This is a genomic window from Congregibacter sp., assembly GCF_965662665.1.
Taxonomy (GTDB): Bacteria; Pseudomonadota; Gammaproteobacteria; order Pseudomonadales; family Halieaceae; genus Congregibacter.
Genome location: NZ_CBFIIF010000001.1, coordinates 176007 through 198643, shown reverse-complemented (window position 1 = coordinate 198643; position 22637 = coordinate 176007). Strand labels below are relative to the sequence as shown.

Below are 22637 nucleotides of genomic sequence, written 5' to 3'. Positions count from 1 at the left end.
GTCGGGTCTCTCTGTTAATTTTGAGTGGGGTAACTTTCTTTGCCAGACAGCGGCTTTGGGTGCATCAACACCTAGCCTAGCCCGGCTCTGATTCAGCGCCAGCGGCGGTTCTCAGGAGGCCCCGGTAGGCTCCCCGGGCATTAGTCTCGCCGGTCACTACACGATAAACATCGCGAGCGATGGGCATATCAATGCCGTAGTGGTCGGCCAGGGCCATGACCGCAGGCGCGCTTTTGGCGCCCTCGGCCACCATGAACATTTCGCTGGCAATTTGCTCCATGCTCTTGCCCTTACCCAGTTCAATACCTACGTGGCGGTTACGGCTCTGAGAGCTGGTGCAGGTCGCAATCATATCGCCCATGCCCGCGAGTCCGGCAAAGGTTTGGGTGCGACCACCCATGGCAACGCCAAGGCGCGTGACCTCGGCCAGACCACGGGTAATCAAAGCCGCACGGGTGTTGTCGCCAGCGCCCTGACCGTCTCCCATACCTACGGCAATGGCGATGATGTTTTTGAGGACGCCACCCAGTTCACAGCCGACTACATCAGTGTTGGTGTAGACGCGGAACAAGCCGCTTTTAAACACTTCTTGCAGCGAGCGAACGATAATATCGTCGTCCATGGCGATCACACTTGCAGCCGCCTGCCCGGCCATAATTTCTCGCGCAAGGTTGGGGCCGGTGAGTACGCCTACGGGGTGCCCTGGCAGCACCTCAGTGATGATTTCGGTCATACGCATGCGCGTATCAAGCTCGAGGCCTTTAGTGAGGCTGATCACAGGGACCCAGGCGCGGAGGTGCTTTTTGACCTCCATGAGCACGCTGCGGAAGTTCTGCGAAGGAATGCCCATCACAACAACGTCCGCGCCCGCGACGGCTTCGCCGATATCGTTGGTGGCGCGCAGGCGCTCTGGGAGCGGTGCATCGGGTAAGTAGGTCTGGTTGCTGTGCGAAGTGTTGATCTCATCGACGGTTGCGGGGTTTCTTGCCCAAATCGTGACCGGTGCATTACGTGTTGTAAGCGCGGCTACGGTGGTTCCCCAGGATCCACCTCCCAGTACGGCGATGTTCAGATCGCTCATTTTATTCTCCTTATATGACGAAACGACGACCTCGCTCAGGTCTTAACTTGCCGCTGACTTTGGACGCGCCTTGGGCCGCGCTTTTGCCGCAGTCTTTGGCCGGGCTTTAGTCGCTGGTCTGCGTTTAGCTTTGGTCGTTGTATTGCTAGCAGCCTTGGGCTTTGCGGCGGGTTTAGCTTTTGTCTTGGCTTTTGCCTTTGCTGTTCCGGGTTCCGGCTCCTCTGGCTGCCCCAAGGTTCTCAGAAACATATTACGTACATCCCGTATATGTTTGCTGAGCGTTCGCGGTGTCCAGTCGCTGGTATCTACCGGCGGGAGTACTTCCACTTCTACGGTCGCGGGTCGGAACACAAAGTCGCCTTTGGGTGCGACATCCCCCGCGTTGCGAATGACGACCGGGACAATGGGTACGCCGGCTTGCATGGCGAGGTGGAAAGCACCCTTTTTGAACGGACCAAGATTGGGAGATACGGTGCGTGTGCCCTCGGGAGCCAAAGCCACAGACTTGCCTTCGTTGCGCATGGCATCAACCAAAGGTTGCATGGCTTCAATCGCAGACGCGGCGTTTTTGCGATCGATCATGACCACGCCACCCATCTCCAGCACTTTGCCGATGACAGGCATCTTTTTGATTTCTTGTTTTCCGACGCCCGCCATATCACGCCTTAGTAGCTTGGCTCCGATAACCACGTCAGCTTTACTCTGATGGTTAAAAATAAATACAGCGGGTCGCTGTTTCCACAAGTTCTCTTCGCCGCTTATCTTGAGATCAAGGTTGATCAACGCGCTAGCGGTTTCTGCAAACAAACCGATAGAGAAATTAGTCGCTTCACGACGAGAGCCTGTGAGCGCGTAGATAGGCAGTCCAGCAGCAAATGTGGGAACCAGACTGACCGTTGCGGCAACGGAGCGCACGAACTGGCCCAGAGTCGGGCGACCGCGGCTGCCAAAACTCGCCGTGGGCCAATTGTTATCGCGGGCTACGGCACGCAGCTTGTCGCTGGGGTTAAGCGCGACAGGATTTCCGATGTGCTCCAGGAGCAACTGATCGTCGGTGCTGTCGGAATAAAAGAAGCCATTATCCAGATCCGCGCCAACACTATCGGCCAGTACTTCGGCCGCATCGACTTTGCCTTGACCAAAGCAGGTGGGTCTGACGACGTTGCCCGTGAAGACTCCGCCCTCCACTTCGAGTTGCGTGCACAATACGTTCTCGATGCCCAAATCTCGCGCAGCAGGCTCTACCTGATAAGGCGTCGCAGAGGAAATGATGCCTACGGTATGACCTTTGGCGAGGTGTGCGTCGATGAGCGCGCGAGACTCAGGATAAACCAGTCGCGCGATTTGCTTGGTGAACAGGTCCTCGCCCAGCTCTACATATGTCTGTTCTTCGATTCCACGCATAAACTGCGTGGTGACGGCCATCATGCCTGAGAAACCCAGATTGCCCAGTCCAAAGTTAGTCATGGCGCTGGCGAGTTCGAGGAAGTCCCGTACCGCCAGATCGCCTCGGCGGAGCTGTTCCCGGATAAACGAGATGGCGGAGTAACCAGAAATAATGGTTCCGTCAAAATCGAAAATCGCACAAATCTCGGGCCCGTCAGGGCTCGCTTCAATGGCCTCGAGTAAGGGTTGTACGCTACTGCTCATGACCTCAATATCCCGTGCTGTGATTAATCGCGGAACCTTCGAGTCTAGCACGCGACAATGACTACGACAGGGGGTGTGTTGTCCGCCTGAAGGCGATGGTCAGGCCCGGAAAGCGGCGGTAGCATTCGATAGGTGCAGAACCTACTTAGCCCATAAATGTTTGCGGTAGTCTTAGGTGTTTTAGGCGGTCCCTTCGGGTTGGCCTGAACACTTACCAAGGAGATCTGAATGAATAAGCGTGTTTGCTCTTTGGCAGCGCTGTTAGTTTTGCCGATGCACTTGTCCGCAGCGACATTGATTCACAACGTGCAGGGTTACACGATGCAAGACGGAGAGCGCGTAGCTTTTGCCGCCCTTGAATACGACGAGGGTGTAGTAACCGCCATCTATCATGATAAAGCCGCGGCATCGAAGAGTGACGCCGAGACTCGTATTGACGGTCACGGGCTTACCTTGCTGCCTGGATTGATCGACGCGCACGGACACATCGCAGATCTGGGGAGCGCCCTTGCGAGCGTCGACCTTACGGGTAGTGACAGTGAAGCGGAAGCGGCTGCGCGTGTAGCGGCAGCCGTTGCTGACGGAGTCGCAGACGCCTGGATTTTTGGGGCCGGTTGGAATCAGGTGCTCTGGTCGTCAGGTGAGTTTCCGTCCACGGCATCTCTGGATGCGGTTACGGCCGATCGGCCCATTGCCTTGAGTCGCGTTGATGGTCACGCCATGTGGTTGAACAGTAAAGCCCTTGCCCTTGCGGGCATTACCGCCGATACCGCTGATCCTGCAGGCGGGCGCATTGTTCGCGATGATCGTGGTGAGCCGACGGGCGTTCTTGTCGATAACGCCATGAAGCTAATGAGAGAAGCAATGCCTGCTCCAACGGTTGCCAGTAAAAAGCGCGACCTCAGCCGGGCGATGGAATATTTGGTCAGCCTCGGGATGACCGGCGCTCACGATGCGGGATCCTCCGTTTTGGAGATTGATGCCTATGACGCGCTACTTGAGGACGGCCAGTTCCCCATGCGCATTTACTCCATGTTGCGCATGGCTGACCCCGGCATCAAAGCGAAGTGGTTAGAGGGTCCCAGAGACAGTGCGAATGGTCTGTTTGAGCTGCGCAGCGTCAAGATTTCTGCAGATGGGGCTCTGGGGTCGCGAGGTGCAGCGCTGTTTGAAGATTACTCCGATGATCCGGGTAACCGAGGATTGCTGCTCCTGTCGGACGAGCAGCTGATGTCGCAGATTCGTGATTCGGCCGAGCTTGGCTATCAGGTCAATGTGCACGCGATTGGTGATTTGGCGAATGCCAAAGTGCTTGATGAGTTCGAAGTGCTCAACGCGTCCGCTGAGCAACGGGCACTGCGCCATCGTGTGGAGCATGCGCAGATTCTGCGAGTTGCTGACATCAATCGATTTGCGGAGCTGGACGTGATTGCTTCAGTTCAACCGACGCATGCCACGAGTGACAAGAACATGGCCGGTGATCGCGTGGGCGAGGCGCGCCTCGAAGGAGCCTACGCCTGGCAAACCCTGTTCGAAAGTGGCGCAAAGCTGGCCGGTGGATCTGACTTCCCTGTGGAGCCGCCCAACCCTTTCTTTGGTTTGCATGCGGCAGTAACGCGGCAGGACCGGGACGGAGAGCCACCGATGGGTTGGCGGGTGAGTGAGGCTGTTAGTCGTAACAAGGCGCTGTCGTTGTTTACTGAAGATGCCGCTTACGCAGGCCATACTGAGAGAAGGGTCGGGCGTCTGCTTCCGGGCTACGATGCGGACTTCATCCTAGTACGCGATGACTTATTTACGATGCCACGAGAAGAGCTCTGGAAGAACAAAGTTCACGCTACCGTTGTTGGAGGCAAATTGGTCTTCGGTGAGCTTTAGCAGGGGTATCTAGCGAAGTAGTGCGGGGAGTAGTCGCCGCGTTAAGGCAAGTTGGCTTGGCCAGTAACCCTCGTGCCGGGGAATGTCGTCGCTGGCGTCCTCGGTGCGTGAGTCGTAGAAGATTCGAAGTGCAGGGTCGGGAAGTAAATCCGGATGGTTCTTTAGGCGGTCACCCGGGATAAATACAATGTCCGGCAGCAGCGGCATCGCAAAAAACTCCACGATAGGTTGGGCACATCCAACGCAAACACCACGATCAACCGCTGGAGACTTGCGCAGCCGGCGGTAGCTCACTGTTTCATCGTCTTGCACCGTTACTTCCGACGCTTTAAAGATGACAGGGTCCCCTTCAGCCGCTTGATAAAACGATTGGCATAGCGTGCAGTGGCAGATTATCCGGAGTAAGGGTTTGCCAAGTACGTCTACTTTGGCGTGCCCGCAGTCACAGCTGATTGTTGCCATGGAAACTCCTCTCACAGTTTTGCCAGTTTACGTGGAGATGCTGGTAAATTCTCAGTTAGTTAACCCAATAGACTTTTAAGAAAGACGGTTGTATCGACCTTGTTCGGGCACTTATAATCCGCGTCCCTTTTAGGACCATAGCTCAGTTGGTTAGAGCGCTACCTTGACATGGTAGAGGTCGGCGGTTCGAATCCGCCTGGTCCTACCAATTAAATCAGTGATTTACGGAACATACCGCGGTTGCTGGATAGCCAAATGTAAGCGCGGTGAGGCAGGTACAGCCCACCGCGCTTTTTTGTGCGCGGGCCATAGCGAGGCGTTACGTTTAGGTGGCTAAAAACGCTTCGACCTGACCTGCCAGCATTTTCTCAACTTCTCCAAAGCGGACATTCGATGGGCGTCGATCAACCGCCTCTTTTCGACCCATCTGAGACGGTAAGCTAGCCGTTGCGGGAGGTCGGCTTTCGCCTAGGACGTGACCTTCCGGCTATGTTCTAATTGCCAGCGATGCCCGCAGCAGCGCCTTGAAGCCACGTCCCTCTTATGATTCTCCGCAGCCTCACAAAACACGTTAAAGACCAGAACTGGTTTGCGGTTGGAATAGATTTCGCCATTGTTGTGATTGGTGTATTCATTGGAATTCAAGTCGCCAACTTGAACGACGACAGGCAGGATCGAATAGATGAAGTTTATTTTCTCTCCAGAATTCTAGCGGATATAGATGAGTCTATTGCTGTTAACGAGAGCGTCATAGATTTTTTAACCAGCAAGACCAAGAACACCTATTGGGTCGCTGACAAATTGCGGGAAGGCGCACTGGTGGCCGGCGAGGAAAAGTTATTCAAGGAGCGTTTCTTAGCGGTTGAAAACTGGCGAAGCGGTGATTTTATCGACTCGACTGTGCAAGAACTGCAATCTAGCGGACGCTTGCACATAATCCGATCCAAGCCATTTCGCGAGCAGTTGGCGCGCTTTGAATTGCAACTGGAAGGATTCCGACGCGCCCAAGCCAATATCGCGGATTTTCACAAGACTTTGACTATGCAGATGGTCCCGTATGTTGATCGGACACGAACCACAGAGTTCTTCAACGAATTAGACGAACGCTGGAGCGTTCGAGAGGATCCTGAGAAATTCGAGCGCCAGAAAGTACTACTGACGCCGTTTGGAGAGCTGGCCGAGCAAAAGGCGCTCATTCGTTTTATAGAGCGCTACGCAGAGTTCTATTATTGGCGGCGGGATAACGTCATCGAAATGCAGGTTGAACTCAAAAAACTACGAGACGAAACGCTCACCGCGCTGAATGGGGCGCAAGGCTAAGCACATTCCTGAACGGGTGCACGCGGCAGCTCGTGCCACGTGCTCTTGACTAGGCCAGAGCTTTAAAAGAAGGCCTCAAGCAGTTATCTAATTGGACCAATAAATAAACTCATCGTCCGGCGCATCAGGAAGGCTCAGGTCCTTGTCGATGTTCACGGCCGCGGACGCCTGACTCGGCCATGCCGGCTCAGCCTGCGCGGCATTATGGGTGTCCAGGGCCGCCTGGAGTTCTGTGACCTTGGCCGGGTACTGCTCCGAAAGATCATTCTGCTCCGTCGGATCATTGCGCAGGTTAAAGAGCCAGCTGCGCCCCGGTGGATTACTGACGTTGAGCTTCCAGCCATCTACGAGTGCGGACTGAGACGCACCACTGCGCCAGAACAACTGCCTATGCGGCACCCCGTTCTCCTGACCCGCCAGGTAAGGTAATAGATCAACACCATCGATGATCCGGTCCGTGGGCAGCGCAGCACCGCCCGCCGCAGCGGCCGTCGCATACAGGTCGAAGTGCTGCACGGGAGCATCGTAGGTGATGCCCGCAGGAATACGCGCCGGCCACTTGGCCATGAAGGGTACGTGAATGCCGCCTTCAAACAGCGTGATTTTCCAGCCTCGATACGGTGCGTTTATCTCCGGAAGCCCGATGTAACCAGCCCCGCCGTTATCCGAGGTAAACATCACCAGGGTGTTTTCGCTAAGGCCATTCTCCTCAAGCGCCTCAAGGACCTGCCCCACCCCGCGATCCAGACTGCGAATCATGGCCGCGTAAACACGCTCCCGGTGATTCTCGATGTGCGAAAGTGCGTCATAGTCCTCCCGCAATGCCTGCAGCGGCGTATGCGGTGCCCAGTGCGCCAGGTAGAGAAAAAACGGGCGTTCTTTGTTGTTCTCAATAACCTCCACGGCCTGATCAGTAAAGTAGTCCGTCAGGTAGCCCTCAGGCGCGAAGCGCTCGCCGGCCCAGTCGACGGCATAGCGCATGGCCGCCCATAAAAAACGATCAATGGGGTCAAAATCCTGCTTCGAGTTCACCACATCCGGATGATCCTCCGGCAGGTATAAACCGCTGGCCATTAACAGGCTTTCGTCAAAACCCTGGGACCGGGGGTCCATGCCATTGGCCGTACCCAGGTGCCACTTACCGATGTGTACCGTGTGGTAGTCCCGGGCCTTCAGAAGTTCGGCTATTGTGAGCTCGGAAGGTGGCATACCCATCTCTTCGTAGGGCAGTTCTTCGGCGTTGTGGGAAATGTTCCCGCGGATACGGTCATCACTCGGTGGACTCAGCGCTGCCAGGGTCATCATGCCCGCCGGCGTCGGCGTGAATTCAAAACCAAAACGTGTGCCGTAGCGACCCGACATGATCGCAGCCCGCGACGGCGCGCAGGTACCATTCGCTGCATAACCGTTGGTAAAGGTCACTCCCTGCTTGGCAATAGAGTCAATATGCGGTGTGGGAACCGTGCCACTTGCCACACCACCATTGAGAGAAATGTCATTCCAGCCCAGATCATCGGCAAGGATCATGACCACATTGGGCGGCCGTTCACCCACCGTGTCGGCGCTGCCCCGAGACCACGGAACAGGCTGGTTGGGAGCCTGCGGATAACGCTTTTCCATGGTTTTCGACACCATGTACAGGGCCAGGTCTTCGCGTTTCATCCACGCGCCCGACACCCCAAGCAGCGCCACTATGGCAACGCCAAAGATCCACTTAATCCACGTCCTCATACAAGCACCCTCAGGCTGATCTCATAAAATCCACGATAACGTTCACGACTTCGGCAGGACGCTTTTCTTGAAGAAAGTGGCCGCCACCGGCGATAGTCGTATGCGCTTGCCCAAAAGCCCCGGGGACTTTCGACCGGAACGGCGCATCCCCGCCGCGCGTGATCGGATCATCATCGGTAAAAGCGCACAGGAACGGCTTCTCGAATCGACTGAAAAACTCCCAGGCTTTGCCCTGCGCCTCAAGGGAGGGGTCGTCAGGGAGTGTCGGCACCCGACTGGGCATGGCCCTCGGACACATCTTGTAACTCGGGTCCGGGAACGGAGCCTCGTAGGCACGACCGATGTCTGTGGAGGAGCGCAGCGGCGCAAGACCCAGACGATGGGCCATAACCCGCAGAGCCAGGCGCCAGCGCGGAATCTTCTCGAGCATCGTCGACATCATGAAACCCACAGGAAGATCCTCCGTCTCCCAGCAGAATTTCTGCCAGTAGGCGAAGGCCAGCGCCTGCTCCTTGGGTACGTTCTGGATTGCCGCAGCCATCTCCGGGAGGGTAGGCGTCGGCGCGTTATTACGGAACTCCGCTACCCGATCGACGACATCCTGCTCTACGGTCGGGTTATAGGGCAGTCCGGTGTTGGAAATAACCACACGATCGAACAGCTCGGAGCGTTCGGCAATCATACGCAGGCCGATGAGCCCGCCCCAGTCCTGCCCGAAAAAGGTCATGCCGCTAAACCCGTTCCTGTCCAGCCAGGCCACCATCCAGTCCACCTGATTCTGGTAGCTGTAGTCGTCCCGCGACGCCGGTTTGTCGGATTTGCCATAACCGGGAAGGTCCGGTGCGATGACCCGGATACCCTGGGCCACAAACAGCGGAATCATTTTGCGATACAGATAGCTCCACACCGGCTGGCCGTGCATGCACAGTACGATAGGGCCGTCGGCCGGGCCTTCATCGAGGTGATGAATTCGCAGAGGCGAGCCATCGGCGGTTTCGATCTCTGTGTAGTTCGGCGTAAAGGGATAGTCGGCGAGGCCTTCGAAGCAGGAGTCGGGCGTTCTTAGAATTTTCATAAAGAGAAGTCCTTGATGATGTTCAGGAGCAGCTAGGAGAGCTCGCTCAGGGCCTTTTGCGTCTCGGGTGACACCGGTGCGTCGAGCATGGCCGCCAACTGGTCCACCAGATTGTTGTAGAAAAGCTCAGCCAGGGCGCCGCGAAAGCTTTCCCTGTTACGGGCGCGGCGGGTGATGGACAGGAGCACCGCACCCTGGGCGGTTCCGATACGCAGCATCAGCAACTCCCCGGGAAGATGCTCCATTTTGCGAAACATGTACTCCATGATGCGCCGAAGGCTCGCAGACGTATCGGCAGCCTCAAGCATTATCAATTGCCGGTCCGAGATCAGTAGCCGGGGCCCCAGCGCGCCCAGCATGTCCCGAAAATCCGACTGCTCCCGACACAGCAGGAATGGCGCCCGCACCAGCAGGGCGCAGCAGTCACGGACGCTCGGGTTCGCCCCTAGATCCAGATTCTGCTCCAGGAGTTCGCTGCGACGGGTTTCGAGTTGGCTCATGCGCCGATGACGAATGGCGGCGAGAAGTCCTGCGCGATTACCAAAGTGATACTGCAGGGCCGACTGATTGCGCTGCCCCGCGTGACGCACGATGGCGCGCAGGGAAACGTTGTCCGGACCTTCAGCCAGGAAGAGCTCTTCTGCGGCGTCCAGTAACTGCTCCCGAGTGGAATCCACGACAGGCTGAGGGCGAGCATTTGTCACGGACGGCATATTCGGTAGGTAGTTTGCGTTGTCATGGGGAGAGATTAATGCATTGCATTATATAATGCAATGCATTAATCTACGATGCTTCAGCTATGAACAGACTTATGACAACACCCGACTGTTACATCCGGACCAGTAGCGCCGCTCTTCCAGAAGCTTGGGTTTTGGCTGCGCCCTGTGTTGCAGAGGCGTCCCAATGAGCGCCCGAAAGACTTTTTGGGCCGGCGCCACATTACTCTGGCTGCTGTTTACCTTCTGGTACACCAACACCGGGGGTGCCCTATCGGACGAGGAGATTGAGCGGTTCGTGGAGCGCTCCCGGGAAGGCGCGACCTTTGAAGCCCGGAATCGCCTGCGAACGTTTCTGGAACAGGACACAGGCAAACAGTTCATCATGGTGAATCTCCTGGATCTTGCCGAAAATCCACCGTCCGTGGCCGGAGCAGAAAGCGGGAGCGATGCTGATGACCTGTTGGATCACTATATGGAATACATGTATCCGGCCCTTCTTGCGAGGGCATCCCATCCGATCTTTGCAGGTCGTGCGGTAGCACCCGCCTTGGACATTGCGGGTATCGAAGGCGCTGAGGTCTGGGAAACCGGCGCCCTCATGCGTTATCGGAGTCGTCGGGATCTTTTCGAAATTGCCATGAATCCCGTTTTTGCCGAGCGCCACGAGTTCAAGTTGGCTGCCCTGGATAAGACCATCGCCTTCCCCGTCGAAGGTGTCTTTTATTATTCTGACCCGAGGTTCTTGCTCGCGCTAATGCTATTCAGTCTCGCATCCGTCCTCGACCTGATTTTCTGGCGCCGACCACGTACCTGAATCGAACCTTAGTGCAGGAGTTGTTTCATGAAACGCCTACTCAGTATCGTTGCCATTCTGGCACTCATCATCGGCGGTCTGTTTTTTGTTGCAGTGAACACCGTCCCCGGTCAGAACTTCCTCCTGGACCGGGCGGCTAGTGCCATGGCGGCACAACCAGAAGCGCGCTTAGATGGGTTGCGCGTGTTTATCTGCGGTAGCGCCGCACCCATTCCGGCACCAGGACGCGCCCAGGCCTGTGTGGCAGTACTGACCCCGGAGCACTACTTTGTGGTCGACGTGGGGGCGGGGTCGGCCAATAACCTGGGTCTCGCCGCGCTGCCTGCAGACCAGCTGGATGGCGTATTGCTGACACATTTTCACTCCGACCACATAGCCGACCTGCCCACCATTAATGTGCAGGCCTGGGCCACGGGCCACGACGGGCCCCTGAAAGTGTACGGCCCTCCGGGCGTACAGCAGGTGATTGACGGGTATAACATGGTCCTCGCGCACGACCGCGCATATCGCAGTGAGCACCACGGCATGAGCTTTATGCCCCCGGAGTATGGGGTTATGCAGGCCGTAGAACATGCGGAAGAAGCAACGCTGGAATTCGGCGAGCTGACCATCACAGCCTTCGAGGCCGATCACAGCCCCATAGATCCCGCGGTCAGCTATCGTTTCGACTACAAAGGCCGATCGGTGGTCATCACCGGCGACACGATCGTTACGGACCGCCTACGGACCATGGTGGACGATGCAAACCTTCTCCTCACAGATGCCCTGTCGCTGCCCATCGTGCAGACCATGAAGAAAGGCGCCGAAGCAGGTGGAGGCGATCGTTTGGCGCATATCCTTGGGGATATCCAGGATTATCACGCCCACACGGACCACGTGATAGAGCTTACGAAAAGCACCGGCGTGGGTATGACAGCGCTTTACCACCTGGTACCGGGACCCAGGAACAAGGTCATGGAGAACATTTTTAGGCGGGGCTTTACCGATAACATGGTGCTGACCCACGACGGTATGTGGTTCGAATTACCCGCGGGCTCCGACGCTATCGACATCATCGACTGAAGGAACAGATCACCATGGAAGTGAAGAACGCAGTTCACCCAACGCCGGAACAGATGGCGGGCTATGCGGAACCGGGTGCCGATGGCGCCATCTACATGCTGAACCTGCTCAAGTTCAGGGACCGGGCCGAGTACGCCGATGGCCGCGAGACTGAACTCAGCGGCGCCGAAGCCTATGCCGTGTATGGAGTCGGGGTAATGAAGTTGCTACCGGAGTTCGGCGGCTATCTCGCTTTCTCTGCTCCGGTGGAGCGCCTCATGCTCGGTGAAGTCGAAGAGCTGTGGGACTCCATGGCCATTGCCATGTATCCGTCCCGGCAGGCCATGCTCGACATGATGCAGTCCCACGAGTACCAGGCGATTCACGTGCACCGCGAAGCGGGGCTGGCCGGTCAGTTGAATATCGAGGGCGTTGGGGCCGTGGGTAAGTGGCTGGCGGGCGCCTGATTCAGGCCAACAACATACGGTAGTAATGGAGTGGCTTGTCCACGGCGAGCACGATGGACACTATCAGCCCCGTAGCCAGCAGTGCATTGCGCGTATGTATTTTTGGAACGCCGCTAGCTTGGGGGTGTCAGTAGCCCCCGGCAAAGCGGAGGCTGCTGTGTGACAGCGTTACCAAGCGAGTCGGAAAAACTCGCGATAGCTCTCGGGGTTCTCAGCGGTACGGCCTTCGGCAACAACTTTTATACTGATGCCGCGTTGACGAGCCTTGTCCGCAAAGTCATCCAGGATTTCTATGATGTCTTGATCCAGAAATCGCGTGTTGCGCACGTCGAGAGTAACCGACGAGTTGGTATCCAGGCTGTCGAGGGCAAGCAAGATAGCGGCCTTATTAAAGAAGGTGACCTCTTCGGCTAGCGTGAGCTTAACATCGCCGTTCTCGTCCTCGCGGTGCAAGAAGTGCGAGTTTTTGAAGCTTTCGCGCAGAATCACGACAACACTCACCACCAGACCCATGAAGATTCCTAGCAACAGGTCGGTGAACACGATGCCCAGCACGGTGACAATAAACGGCAAGAACTGAGCCCAGCCTAAGTCGTACATCTGTTTAAACAGCGCAGGCTTGGCGAGTTTGTAACCGACGACAAATAGAATCGCAGCCAAAACCGACAAGGGAATCATATTAAGCAGGCCTGGTACGAGAAGTACAAAAATGAGCAAGAATACACCGTGCAAAATTGCCGAAAGCTTAGTTTTGCCTCCTGACTGGATGTTAGCCGAGCTTCGGACGATAACTTGAGTCACGGGCAGACCGCCGATAAAACCGGAGAACATATTACCCGCCCCCTGCGCCAAGAGCTCCCGGTTCGTTGGCGTCACCCGTTTTTGCTCGTCCAGTTTATCCGTGGCCTCAACGCATAAGAGCGTTTCCAGGCTCGCTACGATGGCGATAGTGACCGCCATTATCCAAACACTCGCCTGCCCTATCGCAGCGAAGTTCGGAAACACGAGTAGCTCGGTGACATTCGAGGTGACGGGCACGTTGACAAGATGATCGGGCGAGATCGCCATGCTGTCGTTGCTGCGTGTGACCAGGTAGTAGATGATTCCTACTGCCACAGCGACCAGCGGACCCTGGATAAGTTGGAAGATTTTGGCCCGTTTGGTAAGGACGGTCTCCCACAATAGAAGAATGCCCATCGCCACAACCGCGATTAGGGTCGCGCCAAGGCTAATGTTGTCAGCAGTGCTCATCAGCGCGCTGAAGGTGTTTTCTCCGTCAATCTGGAAGAACGCGAAATCGCCTTCTGGATCGGCGTCATAGCCAAAAAAGTGCGGAATCTGCTTTAGCACAATGATGATACCGATACCGGTCAGCATCCCTTTGATCACTGACGAAGGGAAGTAGTATCCGATCACGCCCGCTTTCAGTAATCCGAGTACGATCTGTATCGCGCCAGCGAGAACGACGCAGACAAGAAAGTTTTCGAATCCACCAACCTGCGTAATACCTGCTAGAACAATTGCAGCAAGACCCGCGGCGGGACCAGAAACACCAACTTGCGAATCACTGATGGTGCCAACCAGTATGCCGCCCACGATTCCGGCTATCAGCCCGGAAATGAGTGGCGCGCCACTCGCAAGGGCGATACCAAGGCAGAGAGGTACTGCTACAAAAAAAACTACAATACTTGCGGGCAAGTCGTTTTTTAAATTGCTGAACATGGTGCTATATCCTGCTGAAACTTTATGGTGTACGCCTTCGATCCCAGTGATATTTTGGACAATCGACTTGGGTCGCCCCTGCGCGCCGTGCTATCCCCAGGGAATTGCCAGGGCGCACAGAGGGCTGGCAGTTCTCCGTTACGGCTGGTAAGGCAAGGACGAGTGGTGCAGAACGATGCGTAAGGTGCCAGCTTCGTCTTTCTTGTAACCCCAGCTCTTGTCGACCTTGGTCACGTTGCCGTCTTTGTCGGTAAAGGTCACCCAGCCCATCCACATGGCAACGTCGCCTTCAATAAAACTGGCTGATGTTTCGGAAACAACCGAGCGCCAGCTTTTGAGGCCAAAGCCGCCATCACCAGGATAGGCGTCATTCTGGCCGACAAAGTACGACAGAGCGCCCTCACGCGTGGGGCGGAAGGTCTGCTCGCCACTGGCTAGCGTTGGTTTGAAAAGGACGGGTCCCAGGTTGTAGCCGTAAGCTCCGTCCAGAGCGCCATTGGCAAGCTCGGTCGCGGCCTCAATGCCGTCGTTGTCGTAGGCCGTAGAGATAGCGACGAGTGCATCGCCCCAGATTTGACGTGCTTCGGTGAGTTCCTGCTCTGTAATAGCTGACATGCTAAATCTCCATTTTCGATATTGAGGTGTTACTTGTTAGCGAACACCCATTTGTGTTCTCGACGCCTACCTTCGCTCAGGATTTGCCCAATGCGTGGGGAGGCCCGATTCCATGTGGCGCGAAGTCTACTAGACCTATAGAGGTAAAGGAACTAAATGGACCTATGTGATAGCTTAAATCTATTACTAAAATATAGCGAACCAATGCGCGTTAGCCGTCGAACTTTGGCCAATTTATCGGTGTCATCGGGTTAACCAATCTTTATTTCTACTAATCGGCGGGCTGTACCAAACCCATTGTTCAAGATCAGAAAAACTTAGCGATGACAGGCGATCAAAACGACTGAGTCCGCGGGACGCTTCGTGTCCCAAGGCGTAGTATTGGCCACGCACCCATAGAGGAGTTTTGTTCGTCGTGTTGGACAGTACCGCAAGCTCGATCGATCGATTGCCGCATATCCCCGAGAAAAAGCTCGACGCCTCGGGTAATTTGGCGCCCGCGGACTTTACCGCGCCCACACCTTTCATCGTGCGCGGCCTGGTTCGCGACTGGCCTCTGGTGCAGGCCGGACTGGAATCGTCCGATGCGGCGCGATCGTATCTTCTCAAGTTCTATAACGAGCAACCGGTGTTCGTAACCAGCGGCCCACCTGAAATCCGCGGTCGTATTTTCTATAACGACGATATGTCCTTGAATATCAATGTTCAGAAAGCTGGGTTGCGCGATGTTTTTAAGCAAATCGCGGCCAGCGAAGAGGAAGCAGAGCAGTTGTGTCTCTACGTGGCGTCTGCCGCCGCAGAGTCTTACTTCCCTGGGATGTTGCAGGAGAATCCCGTCGATCTGGGCGGGCAGTCGGCCCACGGCTGGATCTGGATGGGGACGCGCACACAGATAGCACCGCATAATGAAAGGAATCATTGGCGGGATATCCTCGACTACTACGTTTTTCGCCCCGACGAACGCACAACGGCGCACATCCCCGAGGATAAGCGAGGCTTTCTTGGACCGATGACGCCGAAAATGGCTCAGGCTATCCGTGGCAAATTGAAGGAATACTTTAAGCGCTAGACGGTCTACCTGTGGGGAGCGAGTGTGAAGCTCTTTGTCACGAAACCTTCACAGTTGCGGCTCTAACCGTAAAGGCACTGTCACAATTTAGACCTACACTCCGGCCATGTTCGGTCCTGATACCTGTCCACCCGCGAGTTCCTGCAGGCGAGCGATGCAGTGGACCCGCCAGCAATGGCCTTTGCGAAACGCGGTTCCGGTGACGCTCTGATGCGCCTGTTTCTCGAGGCCACAGCGATCTATACCCGGGCTTGGCTGGGCGCATTTTGGGGCAGGCAAAGAGCGGCTGCGCCCCTTACGCCGCGGCGCATCCTGCTGCTACTCCTGTTCCCGCTGTTCATGGTCGTTCAACTGCTGCACTGGCTGTGTTTAGCCCTGGACCACGTCCTGTTCCCCGCCTTTCGTCGCCAGTCCATCCACCGACCAGTGTTTGTGCTCGGCGTGCCGCGCAGTGGCACCACGTTTCTGCACCGAGCCCTGGCTGACGATAGTGCTTTCACTACCACGCGTACCTGGGAACTTCTTTTCGCCCCTTCGCTATGTCAACGCTACTTTATCCGCGGCCTTATTGGTCTCGATAAGCTTATGGGCGCGCCTATTGCGCACGCGCTGCGCTGGCTGGTGAAGCGTGGTGGTAGGGGGCTGGAGGCTATCCACGCAATTGGTCTCGACGCAGCTGAGGAGGATTACCTGGCTCTTCTGCCAGCGGCGGGGTGCTTTTTTGCCTCCCTGGCATTCCCGGGATCGTCTTCCCTGGCGGCTCTGGGGGACTTCAACACAATGTCTGAGGGTCGGCGACAGCGGTTGATGGACCACTACCACGCTCTCATGCAGCGCCATGTCTTTGCCCACGGTGGACGGCAGCTTTTGTCCAAGAACGCTGCATTTGCGAGCTGGGGTGACGCTCTTAAGGAGCGATTTCCCGACGCGACTATGATCCTCTGCATTCGTGAACCCCTGCGTGCCGTATCCTCCCAGGTATCTTCCCTACAGCCGGCACGATCGCTCTTTGCTACGGACCCGGACGGCGAGGACCTGCCGCGCCTGTTTCGACAGTACTACGAGCGTTGGTTCACGGATCTCGCGCGACTTGCGAGTCATCGCGAGACCCTGGTGATTGATCAGGAATGGATGGCCAAGGAAGGCGATAAGGTTCTCGATCAAATCTATCTTCGTCTGGGACGGGACCGACCGGAAAACACCGGAGCGACGGCCACGGTTTCTGCGCCGCCGCACCGCCACGATCCTGGCCACTATGATCTACAGCGGGAATCTCTGGACGCCACTCTCTGGGAAGCCTATTCCGTCCTGAGCCGTCAGGCACTGTTGCAGCGATGAGTGCCCTGCAGCAACCCATCGATAGCGCCGTGGCACCTCCCGGCACACCTTTGCGCGTTGCGTTTTTCTCCGATGCCTTCCCCGAACGTAACGGCACCGGCGCTTACTATCATGATTTGTTGCCACAGCTTGCACCGCGGGTGGAAGCTCTTGAAGTCTTTCAACCAGGTGCCGGCGTTGCAGCGCCACGCGTGAGCATTCCCATGCCTGGCGATCCCGGGCAGCGTCTTGTCGCACCGCCCATGCGTCATATTCGCCGACGCTGTGATGCGCTCCGCCCGCATATCGTGGTTGCCGTGACTCCTGGGCTCTATGGGCTTCTTGGCGCCTGGGAGGCGCACCGCCACGGTGCTGTTCTCATCAGTGCTTTTCATACGGATTTTGATCAGCTGGCCAGCATGTACTGGCGGAATCCCCTATATCGCTCGGTGGTGAAGCTCGTAGTGGGAACAGCCAACCGTATCCTTTGCCGGCGCAGTCGCTCCGTGCTTATCAACAACGCTCATCTCGAAAGTCAGGTGCGCAGACTGGGTGCGCGGCAGGTCGAAGTTATCGGCACACCGTTGTCTCGCGAGTTTTTGGAAACCACACCACCGCAGATACCCGAAAAGTTGCGCAGCGTCTGCTTTGCAGGACGTCTGGCGCCAGAGAAAAACGTAGAACAGATCATCATCGCGGCAAAGTCCCTGCCGCAGCTGGAGTTTGTTATCTGCGGCGAAGGCCCGCTGCGCAGCGCCCTCGAGGCCCAAGCTTCGGGCATTGATAATATCCGCTTCACCGGTTGGCTGGATCGTGCCACGCTGGTTCATACGCTCGACAACTCGAGCCTGCTGTTGCTGCCGTCCACCTTCGAAACCTTCGGTTCCATTGCTCTGGAAGCCATGGCCCGAGGCAGGCCTGCCCTTGTCTCCGCCACGGCGGGAATCCATAGCTGGCCAACACTACGCCCCGGTCTATTCTCCATGCTGCGACCGGAGGCCGTGACGGGGCAGCTCCAGACACTCCTCGAGCTGACGCCGGAAAAATGGCAGGAAAAATCGTCCGATGCCCGAAACGTCGCCCTGACTCTCAATCAGCAAACCGTGGATCACTGGCTGACGCTACTGCGCAAACAACTGGCATCACAGGCTCTGGCACGACCATGACCAGCGCACCCCCGGCTCTACTGTCGATCCACGACGTCATGCCGGAAACTCTGAAACAGACAGACGCCATTCTGCAACGCGTGGCTGCCCACGGTTGGAGACCACCGGCGCTGCTGGTGGTGCCGGGTCGAGACTGGGATTCGGGACAGATTACGCGCCTGCGTCAGTGGCAGCGAGATGGCTGCGAACTCCTCGCCCATGGATGGCACCACGAAACGCAGCCTCGCAGGCCCTGGCACCGGATTCACGCCGCGCTGATTTCACGCAACGTAGCGGAGCACCTCGCCTTGGACCCCGACGGTATTGCAGACCTGATGCAGCGGTCTCGGGAGTGGTTCGGCGAGGCTGGACTGGCAACGCCAACCGCTTACGTGCCGCCCGCTTGGGCTCTTGGTATGGGCACCGGGCATCTTGCTCTTGTGTCTTACGACTGCGTTGAAACTCTGGGTGGCGTGCACCTGCGTGGCAGTGATGGCCACTGGCTGTTCCGCCGGCTACCGCTTGTCGGCTTTGAAGCGGACACCCGATTCCGTGCTAGATTTCTGACCGCCATGAATCGTCTAATGGTTAGCTACGCACGCCGACGCGGGCTTCCTCTTCGCATCGGCATCCATCCCGGAGATCCCGAGCTGCTGCTTGCAGACACCATGGAGCAGCTCCTGCGCCAGGACTGGACCGCGTTACCTTACGCGGGTCTGCAGGCTCATTCGGCTAACGCCGCGGCAAGCCCTTTCTAGGATGTAGCCCATTTCCAAAGTTTTTCCCAGGCCCTGATGCTGAACCATTAGTCGTTGCTATTCGTAACTACCTTAGTTTCACAACGGTAAACCACCGAGAAGCATTCGATGCGTACAGACGGTCATACAGTATTAGTCACCGGGGGCACCCGGGGCATAGGCCTGGCAATTGCAGAAACCTTTGCCGCAGCAGGCAACGGCATTGTAATTGTCGGTAGCTCAGAAGAATCCATTGCAAAGGTCCTTGATAGCCATCCCGAGTGGATGGGCTATGCCTGCAATCTTGCCGACGGGAATGATCGCGATAGCTTGTTAAAGAAACTCATGGAGCGCCATGCTGATCTTTCTGTGGTTATCAACAATGCGGGCATACAGGATGACGACGCAGCTTCGCAAGTCGCAGGAGTCCACTCAGAACTGCATCGATACCGCCAAGCGTGGCTATGCAGCTATGGCAGAGTTTTTGAGAGGGGCCTGATTTCTAATACAGACGACTCGACATTGCCGATAAAGCCACTTTATTTTTGCTCGCGTATGTACCTTGCAAGCGTCCCTCATTGGAAGATAGCTGCAGGTGCCTGTGCAAATCTTTAAAACTCGAAAACCTTCGACGCTACCGATGTCGAGTTCTCTCCTGTATTTGCGGTTGATCTGCAAGCTGCAGGTGTTAACCCTGTGCCTCGTTTGCATTCCCGGAGTCCACGCCCAGCGAGCAAACGAGAATGTGGTGCGCTCCGCCGCCGATGCTTTTGGCTCCAGCGTTGGGGATGAGGAGATAGGCCTTTACAGTGCCAACAACGTTCGTGGGTTTAGTCCTACCGCTGCCGGCAATATTCGGGTGGACGGAATTTTCATCGATCGCCAGTCAGGTTTTAGCGATCGTCTTGTCTCGGGATCTCAGATTCGTGCTGGTCTGGCAGCGCAGGGTTATATGTTGCCTGCCCCCACAGGTATCGCTGATTTTTCTTTGCGCCGTGTTGCTGAAGAACCGGTGCAGAGCGTGATTCTGGAGCGCAGCCGCTATGGCGGAGTGCGAGTGGCGGCAGATCTTCAGGCTCGCCTCGCGGAAGGTGTGGAGGCTGCGTTCGGTGTTGGCTACGAAGAAGACGAGGAGGGCAACGGCACTAACGATATCGCGGCAAGCGTCGGCGGTAATCTGCGCTTCACTCCTAAGCCGGATGCCGACATTACGGTTTTTGCGGATTATGTTGAAGAAATCGAGAACCAGTTTTCCCAGCGATACTTCACCGCAGGCCCCTATGAGCCTCCCGAGGTCACTCCTCTCAAGTTTGTAGGTCAGCCTTGGGCAGAATTTACGGGTCCGCGTTACAACCTAGGCGTACTGGCCAATTATCGCCCGGGAGACTGGGAGTATCGTCTCGGGGTTTTCCGCTCCAGCCGCGAATGGGATCAGCAGGCAAACGTGCTTTATACAGCTGTGGAGCCCGATGGTTCTGCACGTCGCCGGTCGGCGTTGGGCCCTTCGACATCCTCGTCGTCCAGCTCCCTCGAAGCCAGAGTTACACGTCACTTTTACGAGGGAAGCCGCAGGCATAGTTTCACTGCAAATCTGCGTGGGTTGGATCGCAGCAGGGAATACGGCGGCACCGTGGGTATCGATCTTGGTGATGCGGATATCGATGAGCCGGTGTACTTTGAGCGCCCGGATGTCGAGGTGGGCGAGCAATCTCAAGAATCTGTGGAGCAGCTTACCCTGGGATTCAGTTATGACTTGCGTTGGGAGAATGCGGGACAGCTCAATATCGGTATTCAGCAGTCTGACTATTCCCGGGACGTCGTGGTGCCCGGTAGTAAAGATCTTGCCGATGAAGAAAACCCGGTGCTTTACAACGTTAACGCTAATGCACCTCTGGGTGAGCGAGTGGTGATCTATGGCGGTGTTGTGAGAGGTTTCGAAGAGAGCCCCGTGGCGCCAATCAGTGCTATCAACCAGAACGAGTCACCGCCAGCGGCGCAGACGCAGCAGATTGATGCGGGCGCGCGTGTGACTTTTGGCGGTCTCACCGCTGTCGCAGGCATTTTTGAGATCGAGAAGCCTTTCTTTGGCTTTGACGAAGACCGCTTTTTTGGCGAACAGGGAATGCAGATCAATCGTGGTGTGGAGCTCTCGGTGGCAGGGCCGGTAACAGAGGAGCTGCAGTTAGTTCTGGGAACAGTGTTTTACGATGTGATCCTGACGGGAGATGCAGTGGACTCCGGTGCGCTTGCGGACAGTCCAGCGGGAGCTCTCAATCGTTCGACAACGCTAAATCTTGACTATCGACCGCAGTGGGCGCCCGGTTGGTCTTTCGACCTGGGTCTGACCAGCCGGGGAGAACAGAATGCCGATTCCCAGGGGCTTGTCATTATCGACCCCTACACGCTTCTCGATTTGGGACTGCGACGCCAGTTTTCCTTTGCAGACAACGACGTGGTCATTCGCGGCCGGCTCACTAACCTCTTCGATGAGTTTGCCTGGAACGCCGATTCCACGGGCGCGTATCGCTACATTCCCCCGCGGGCGCTGTCCGTATCCCTGCGAATGGATATTTAACGGTTGTTGCCTAATATGGCGCCCATGTCGTGGAATCGTTGGCACCGTAAGATCGATCGCGAGTGCCTCGGGATTCAAACCGAGAGCGAAGGCTTTGTGGTCCGCCAGGTGCAGGAGGTGCGATCTTTAAAAAGGTTTTCTTGTTGGAGCCAAACATGAATCGAAGCCTTATGGCCGTTGTTCTTTTACTGCTCGGTAGCGCGGTTCCAGCTGCAGCTCAGGATAAGACCATACTTTTCATCGGTAACAGCTTTACCTTTGGCTATGGCTCCGCAGCTTGGTTCTGGGGAGCGGATACCGTTACGGATCTTAACGGTCAAGGTGTCGGTGGAGTGCCCGCACTCTTTGAAGCGTTTTCGGAGCAAGCGGGACTCTCTTGGGATGTGTCCCTAGAAACGCATCCGGGCTCGGACTTTGCTTTTCATCTTCGTGAGAAGAACAGAGAAATCACCTCGAAACCTTGGGATGTGGCAGTGGCGCACAGCTACAGCACGCTCGATGCCAACGCCCCGGGTGATCCCACAAGATTGCTAGCGACGGGTCGCGAACTTGCCACGGTACTGCAAAGCGTTAATCCGCAAGTGAAGTTCTACGTCACCGCTACGTGGTCCAGGCCGGATCTTACCTATCGTCCAGGTTCTCCCTGGTCCGGCAAGGGCATTGAGCAAATGGGTATAGACGTGAACGACGCCTATGAGCAGCTCGCTGCCAGTGTCCCGGGTGTTACAGCGGTGAACCCCGTGGGTAAGGCGTTTAACCGCGCTGTGCGCAGGGGTGTGGCAGACGGTAATCCTTACGACGGTATCGATGCGAACAAGGTGGACCTTTGGACCTGGGATCATTATCACGGCAGTGCTTACGGTTATTACCTCGAGGCGCTCGTGGTGTTTGGCAATGTGACGGGTGTAGACCCAATGGCTTTGGGGGATGGAGAGTGTGCAGCCTTCGAGCTCGGACTCTCCCAGACTCAAGTTGTGGCGCTACAGCGCGTCGCCCGGGACGAGTTGGCCGCGGCTGGCGTTGAGCTCAGCACACCAGAAACGATGACACCACTCACCTGGCCCACGCCCTGTAGCTGAACCTTCGACCGCGTTCTGCGTAGTGGAAGTTAAAAGAGCTTCGAAGTTAAAAAAGCATCAAAGTAAAACTCGAACTCATACAGTCGAGGTCTAAGCCGAGGTCTAAGCCAAGGTATAGTTCATCCTTTGGTATCCCGGAA

The 22637-nt window shown here is 56.5% G+C and carries 20 protein-coding genes and 1 tRNA gene; 13 read left to right on the top strand and 8 right to left on the bottom strand.

The genetic code is table 11. From position 1 onward, the window contains the following. Positions 1-76 precede the first annotated feature (76 nt). A complete protein-coding gene (locus ACTG39_RS00915; protein WP_439105631.1) occupies positions 77-1081 on the bottom strand; it encodes an NAD(P)H-dependent glycerol-3-phosphate dehydrogenase in 1005 nt (334 codons plus the stop codon). Between the two features lie 42 nt (positions 1082-1123). After that, entirely contained in the window at positions 1124-2731 is a 1608-nt protein-coding gene (locus tag ACTG39_RS00910) for an HAD-IB family hydrolase (protein ID WP_439105630.1), read from the bottom strand. Between the two features lie 228 nt (positions 2732-2959). Here ACTG39_RS00910 and ACTG39_RS00905 point away from each other — a divergent pair, with 228 nt between their 5' ends. Next, the gene (locus ACTG39_RS00905; RefSeq protein WP_439105629.1) at positions 2960-4609 is read left to right on the top strand and encodes an amidohydrolase; all 1650 of its coding nucleotides are present in this window, start codon (positions 2960-2962) and stop codon (positions 4607-4609) included. 9 nt (positions 4610-4618) lie between these two features. Here ACTG39_RS00905 and ACTG39_RS00900 read toward each other — a convergent pair whose 3' ends face one another. Continuing rightward, entirely contained in the window at positions 4619-5071 is a 453-nt protein-coding gene (locus tag ACTG39_RS00900; protein ID WP_439105628.1) for a GFA family protein, read from the bottom strand. Positions 5072-5202: 131 nt separating this feature from the next. Between ACTG39_RS00900 and ACTG39_RS00895 the strand changes: the two genes are divergently transcribed. Together ACTG39_RS00895 and ACTG39_RS00890 are read left to right on the top strand one after the other, a co-directional pair. Next, a tRNA-Val gene (locus tag ACTG39_RS00895) sits at positions 5203-5279 on the top strand. A 335-nt stretch (positions 5280-5614) separates the two neighbouring features. Beyond that, complete coding sequence (locus ACTG39_RS00890; protein WP_439105627.1) at positions 5615-6391, top strand: hypothetical protein; 777 nt, start codon at positions 5615-5617, stop codon at positions 6389-6391. Between the two features lie 87 nt (positions 6392-6478). Here ACTG39_RS00890 and ACTG39_RS00885 read toward each other — a convergent pair whose 3' ends face one another. Genes ACTG39_RS00885 through ACTG39_RS00875 form a run of 3 tightly spaced genes read right to left on the bottom strand, consistent with a single transcriptional unit; the run spans position 6479 to position 9901 of the window. Continuing rightward, positions 6479-8122 (bottom strand): sulfatase-like hydrolase/transferase, encoded by a 1644-nt coding sequence (locus ACTG39_RS00885; RefSeq protein WP_439105626.1) that lies wholly within the window; start codon positions 8120-8122, stop codon positions 6479-6481. 10 nt (positions 8123-8132) lie between these two features. Next, positions 8133-9197: a haloalkane dehalogenase gene (locus tag ACTG39_RS00880; RefSeq protein WP_439105625.1), complete on the bottom strand. Its 1065-nt coding sequence runs from the start codon at positions 9195-9197 to the stop codon at positions 8133-8135. A 32-nt stretch (positions 9198-9229) separates the two neighbouring features. Next, positions 9230-9901 (bottom strand): TetR/AcrR family transcriptional regulator, encoded by a 672-nt coding sequence (locus ACTG39_RS00875; protein WP_439105624.1) that lies wholly within the window; start codon positions 9899-9901, stop codon positions 9230-9232. Positions 9902-10100: 199 nt separating this feature from the next. Here ACTG39_RS00875 and ACTG39_RS00870 point away from each other — a divergent pair, with 199 nt between their 5' ends. Genes ACTG39_RS00870 through ACTG39_RS00860 form a run of 3 tightly spaced genes read left to right on the top strand, consistent with a single transcriptional unit; the run spans position 10101 to position 12238 of the window. Continuing rightward, a complete protein-coding gene (locus ACTG39_RS00870; RefSeq protein ID WP_439105623.1) occupies positions 10101-10730 on the top strand; it encodes a hypothetical protein in 630 nt (209 codons plus the stop codon). Between the two features lie 27 nt (positions 10731-10757). Then, positions 10758-11792, top strand: a complete 1035-nt coding sequence (locus ACTG39_RS00865) for an MBL fold metallo-hydrolase (RefSeq protein ID WP_439105622.1) — start codon at positions 10758-10760, stop codon at positions 11790-11792. Positions 11793-11806: 14 nt separating this feature from the next. After that, positions 11807-12238, top strand: a complete 432-nt coding sequence (locus ACTG39_RS00860; protein WP_439105621.1) for a DUF1330 domain-containing protein — start codon at positions 11807-11809, stop codon at positions 12236-12238. A 168-nt stretch (positions 12239-12406) separates the two neighbouring features. Here ACTG39_RS00860 and ACTG39_RS00855 read toward each other — a convergent pair whose 3' ends face one another. Both ACTG39_RS00855 and ACTG39_RS00850 read right to left on the bottom strand, forming a co-directional pair. Next, positions 12407-13960, bottom strand: coding sequence for a SulP family inorganic anion transporter (locus ACTG39_RS00855; RefSeq protein WP_439105620.1), 1554 nt, complete (start codon positions 13958-13960; stop codon positions 12407-12409). A gap of 138 nt (positions 13961-14098) precedes the next feature. Continuing rightward, positions 14099-14575: a hypothetical protein gene (locus ACTG39_RS00850; RefSeq protein ID WP_439105619.1), complete on the bottom strand. Its 477-nt coding sequence runs from the start codon at positions 14573-14575 to the stop codon at positions 14099-14101. Between the two features lie 415 nt (positions 14576-14990). On the opposite strand from ACTG39_RS00850, the gene ACTG39_RS00845 reads away from it, so the two are divergent. The 7 genes from ACTG39_RS00845 to ACTG39_RS00815 all read left to right on the top strand — a co-directional run bounded on the left by ACTG39_RS00845 (position 14991) and on the right by ACTG39_RS00815 (position 22497). After that, positions 14991-15644: a cupin-like domain-containing protein gene (locus tag ACTG39_RS00845; RefSeq protein WP_439105617.1), complete on the top strand. Its 654-nt coding sequence runs from the start codon at positions 14991-14993 to the stop codon at positions 15642-15644. Between the two features lie 174 nt (positions 15645-15818). Next, positions 15819-16982, top strand: coding sequence for a sulfotransferase (locus ACTG39_RS00840; RefSeq protein WP_439105616.1), 1164 nt, complete (start codon positions 15819-15821; stop codon positions 16980-16982). Further along, positions 16979-18127 carry a glycosyltransferase gene (locus tag ACTG39_RS00835; protein ID WP_439105615.1) on the top strand — a complete coding sequence of 383 codons (1149 nt, stop codon included), beginning with the start codon at positions 16979-16981 and terminating at the stop codon, positions 18125-18127. The genes ACTG39_RS00840 and ACTG39_RS00835 overlap by 4 nt, the downstream gene beginning before the upstream one ends. Continuing rightward, complete coding sequence (locus tag ACTG39_RS00830) at positions 18124-18864, top strand: polysaccharide deacetylase family protein (RefSeq protein WP_439105614.1); 741 nt, start codon at positions 18124-18126, stop codon at positions 18862-18864. Before ACTG39_RS00835 ends, ACTG39_RS00830 begins: the two co-directional genes overlap by 4 nt. A gap of 108 nt (positions 18865-18972) precedes the next feature. Then, positions 18973-19458: an SDR family NAD(P)-dependent oxidoreductase gene (locus ACTG39_RS00825; RefSeq protein ID WP_439105613.1), complete on the top strand. Its 486-nt coding sequence runs from the start codon at positions 18973-18975 to the stop codon at positions 19456-19458. 25 nt (positions 19459-19483) lie between these two features. Further along, entirely contained in the window at positions 19484-21418 is a 1935-nt protein-coding gene (locus ACTG39_RS00820; protein ID WP_439105612.1) for a TonB-dependent receptor, read from the top strand. A gap of 155 nt (positions 21419-21573) precedes the next feature. Then, entirely contained in the window at positions 21574-22497 is a 924-nt protein-coding gene (locus ACTG39_RS00815) for a PEP-CTERM sorting domain-containing protein (protein WP_439105611.1), read from the top strand. Positions 22498-22637: the final 140 nt, after the last annotated feature.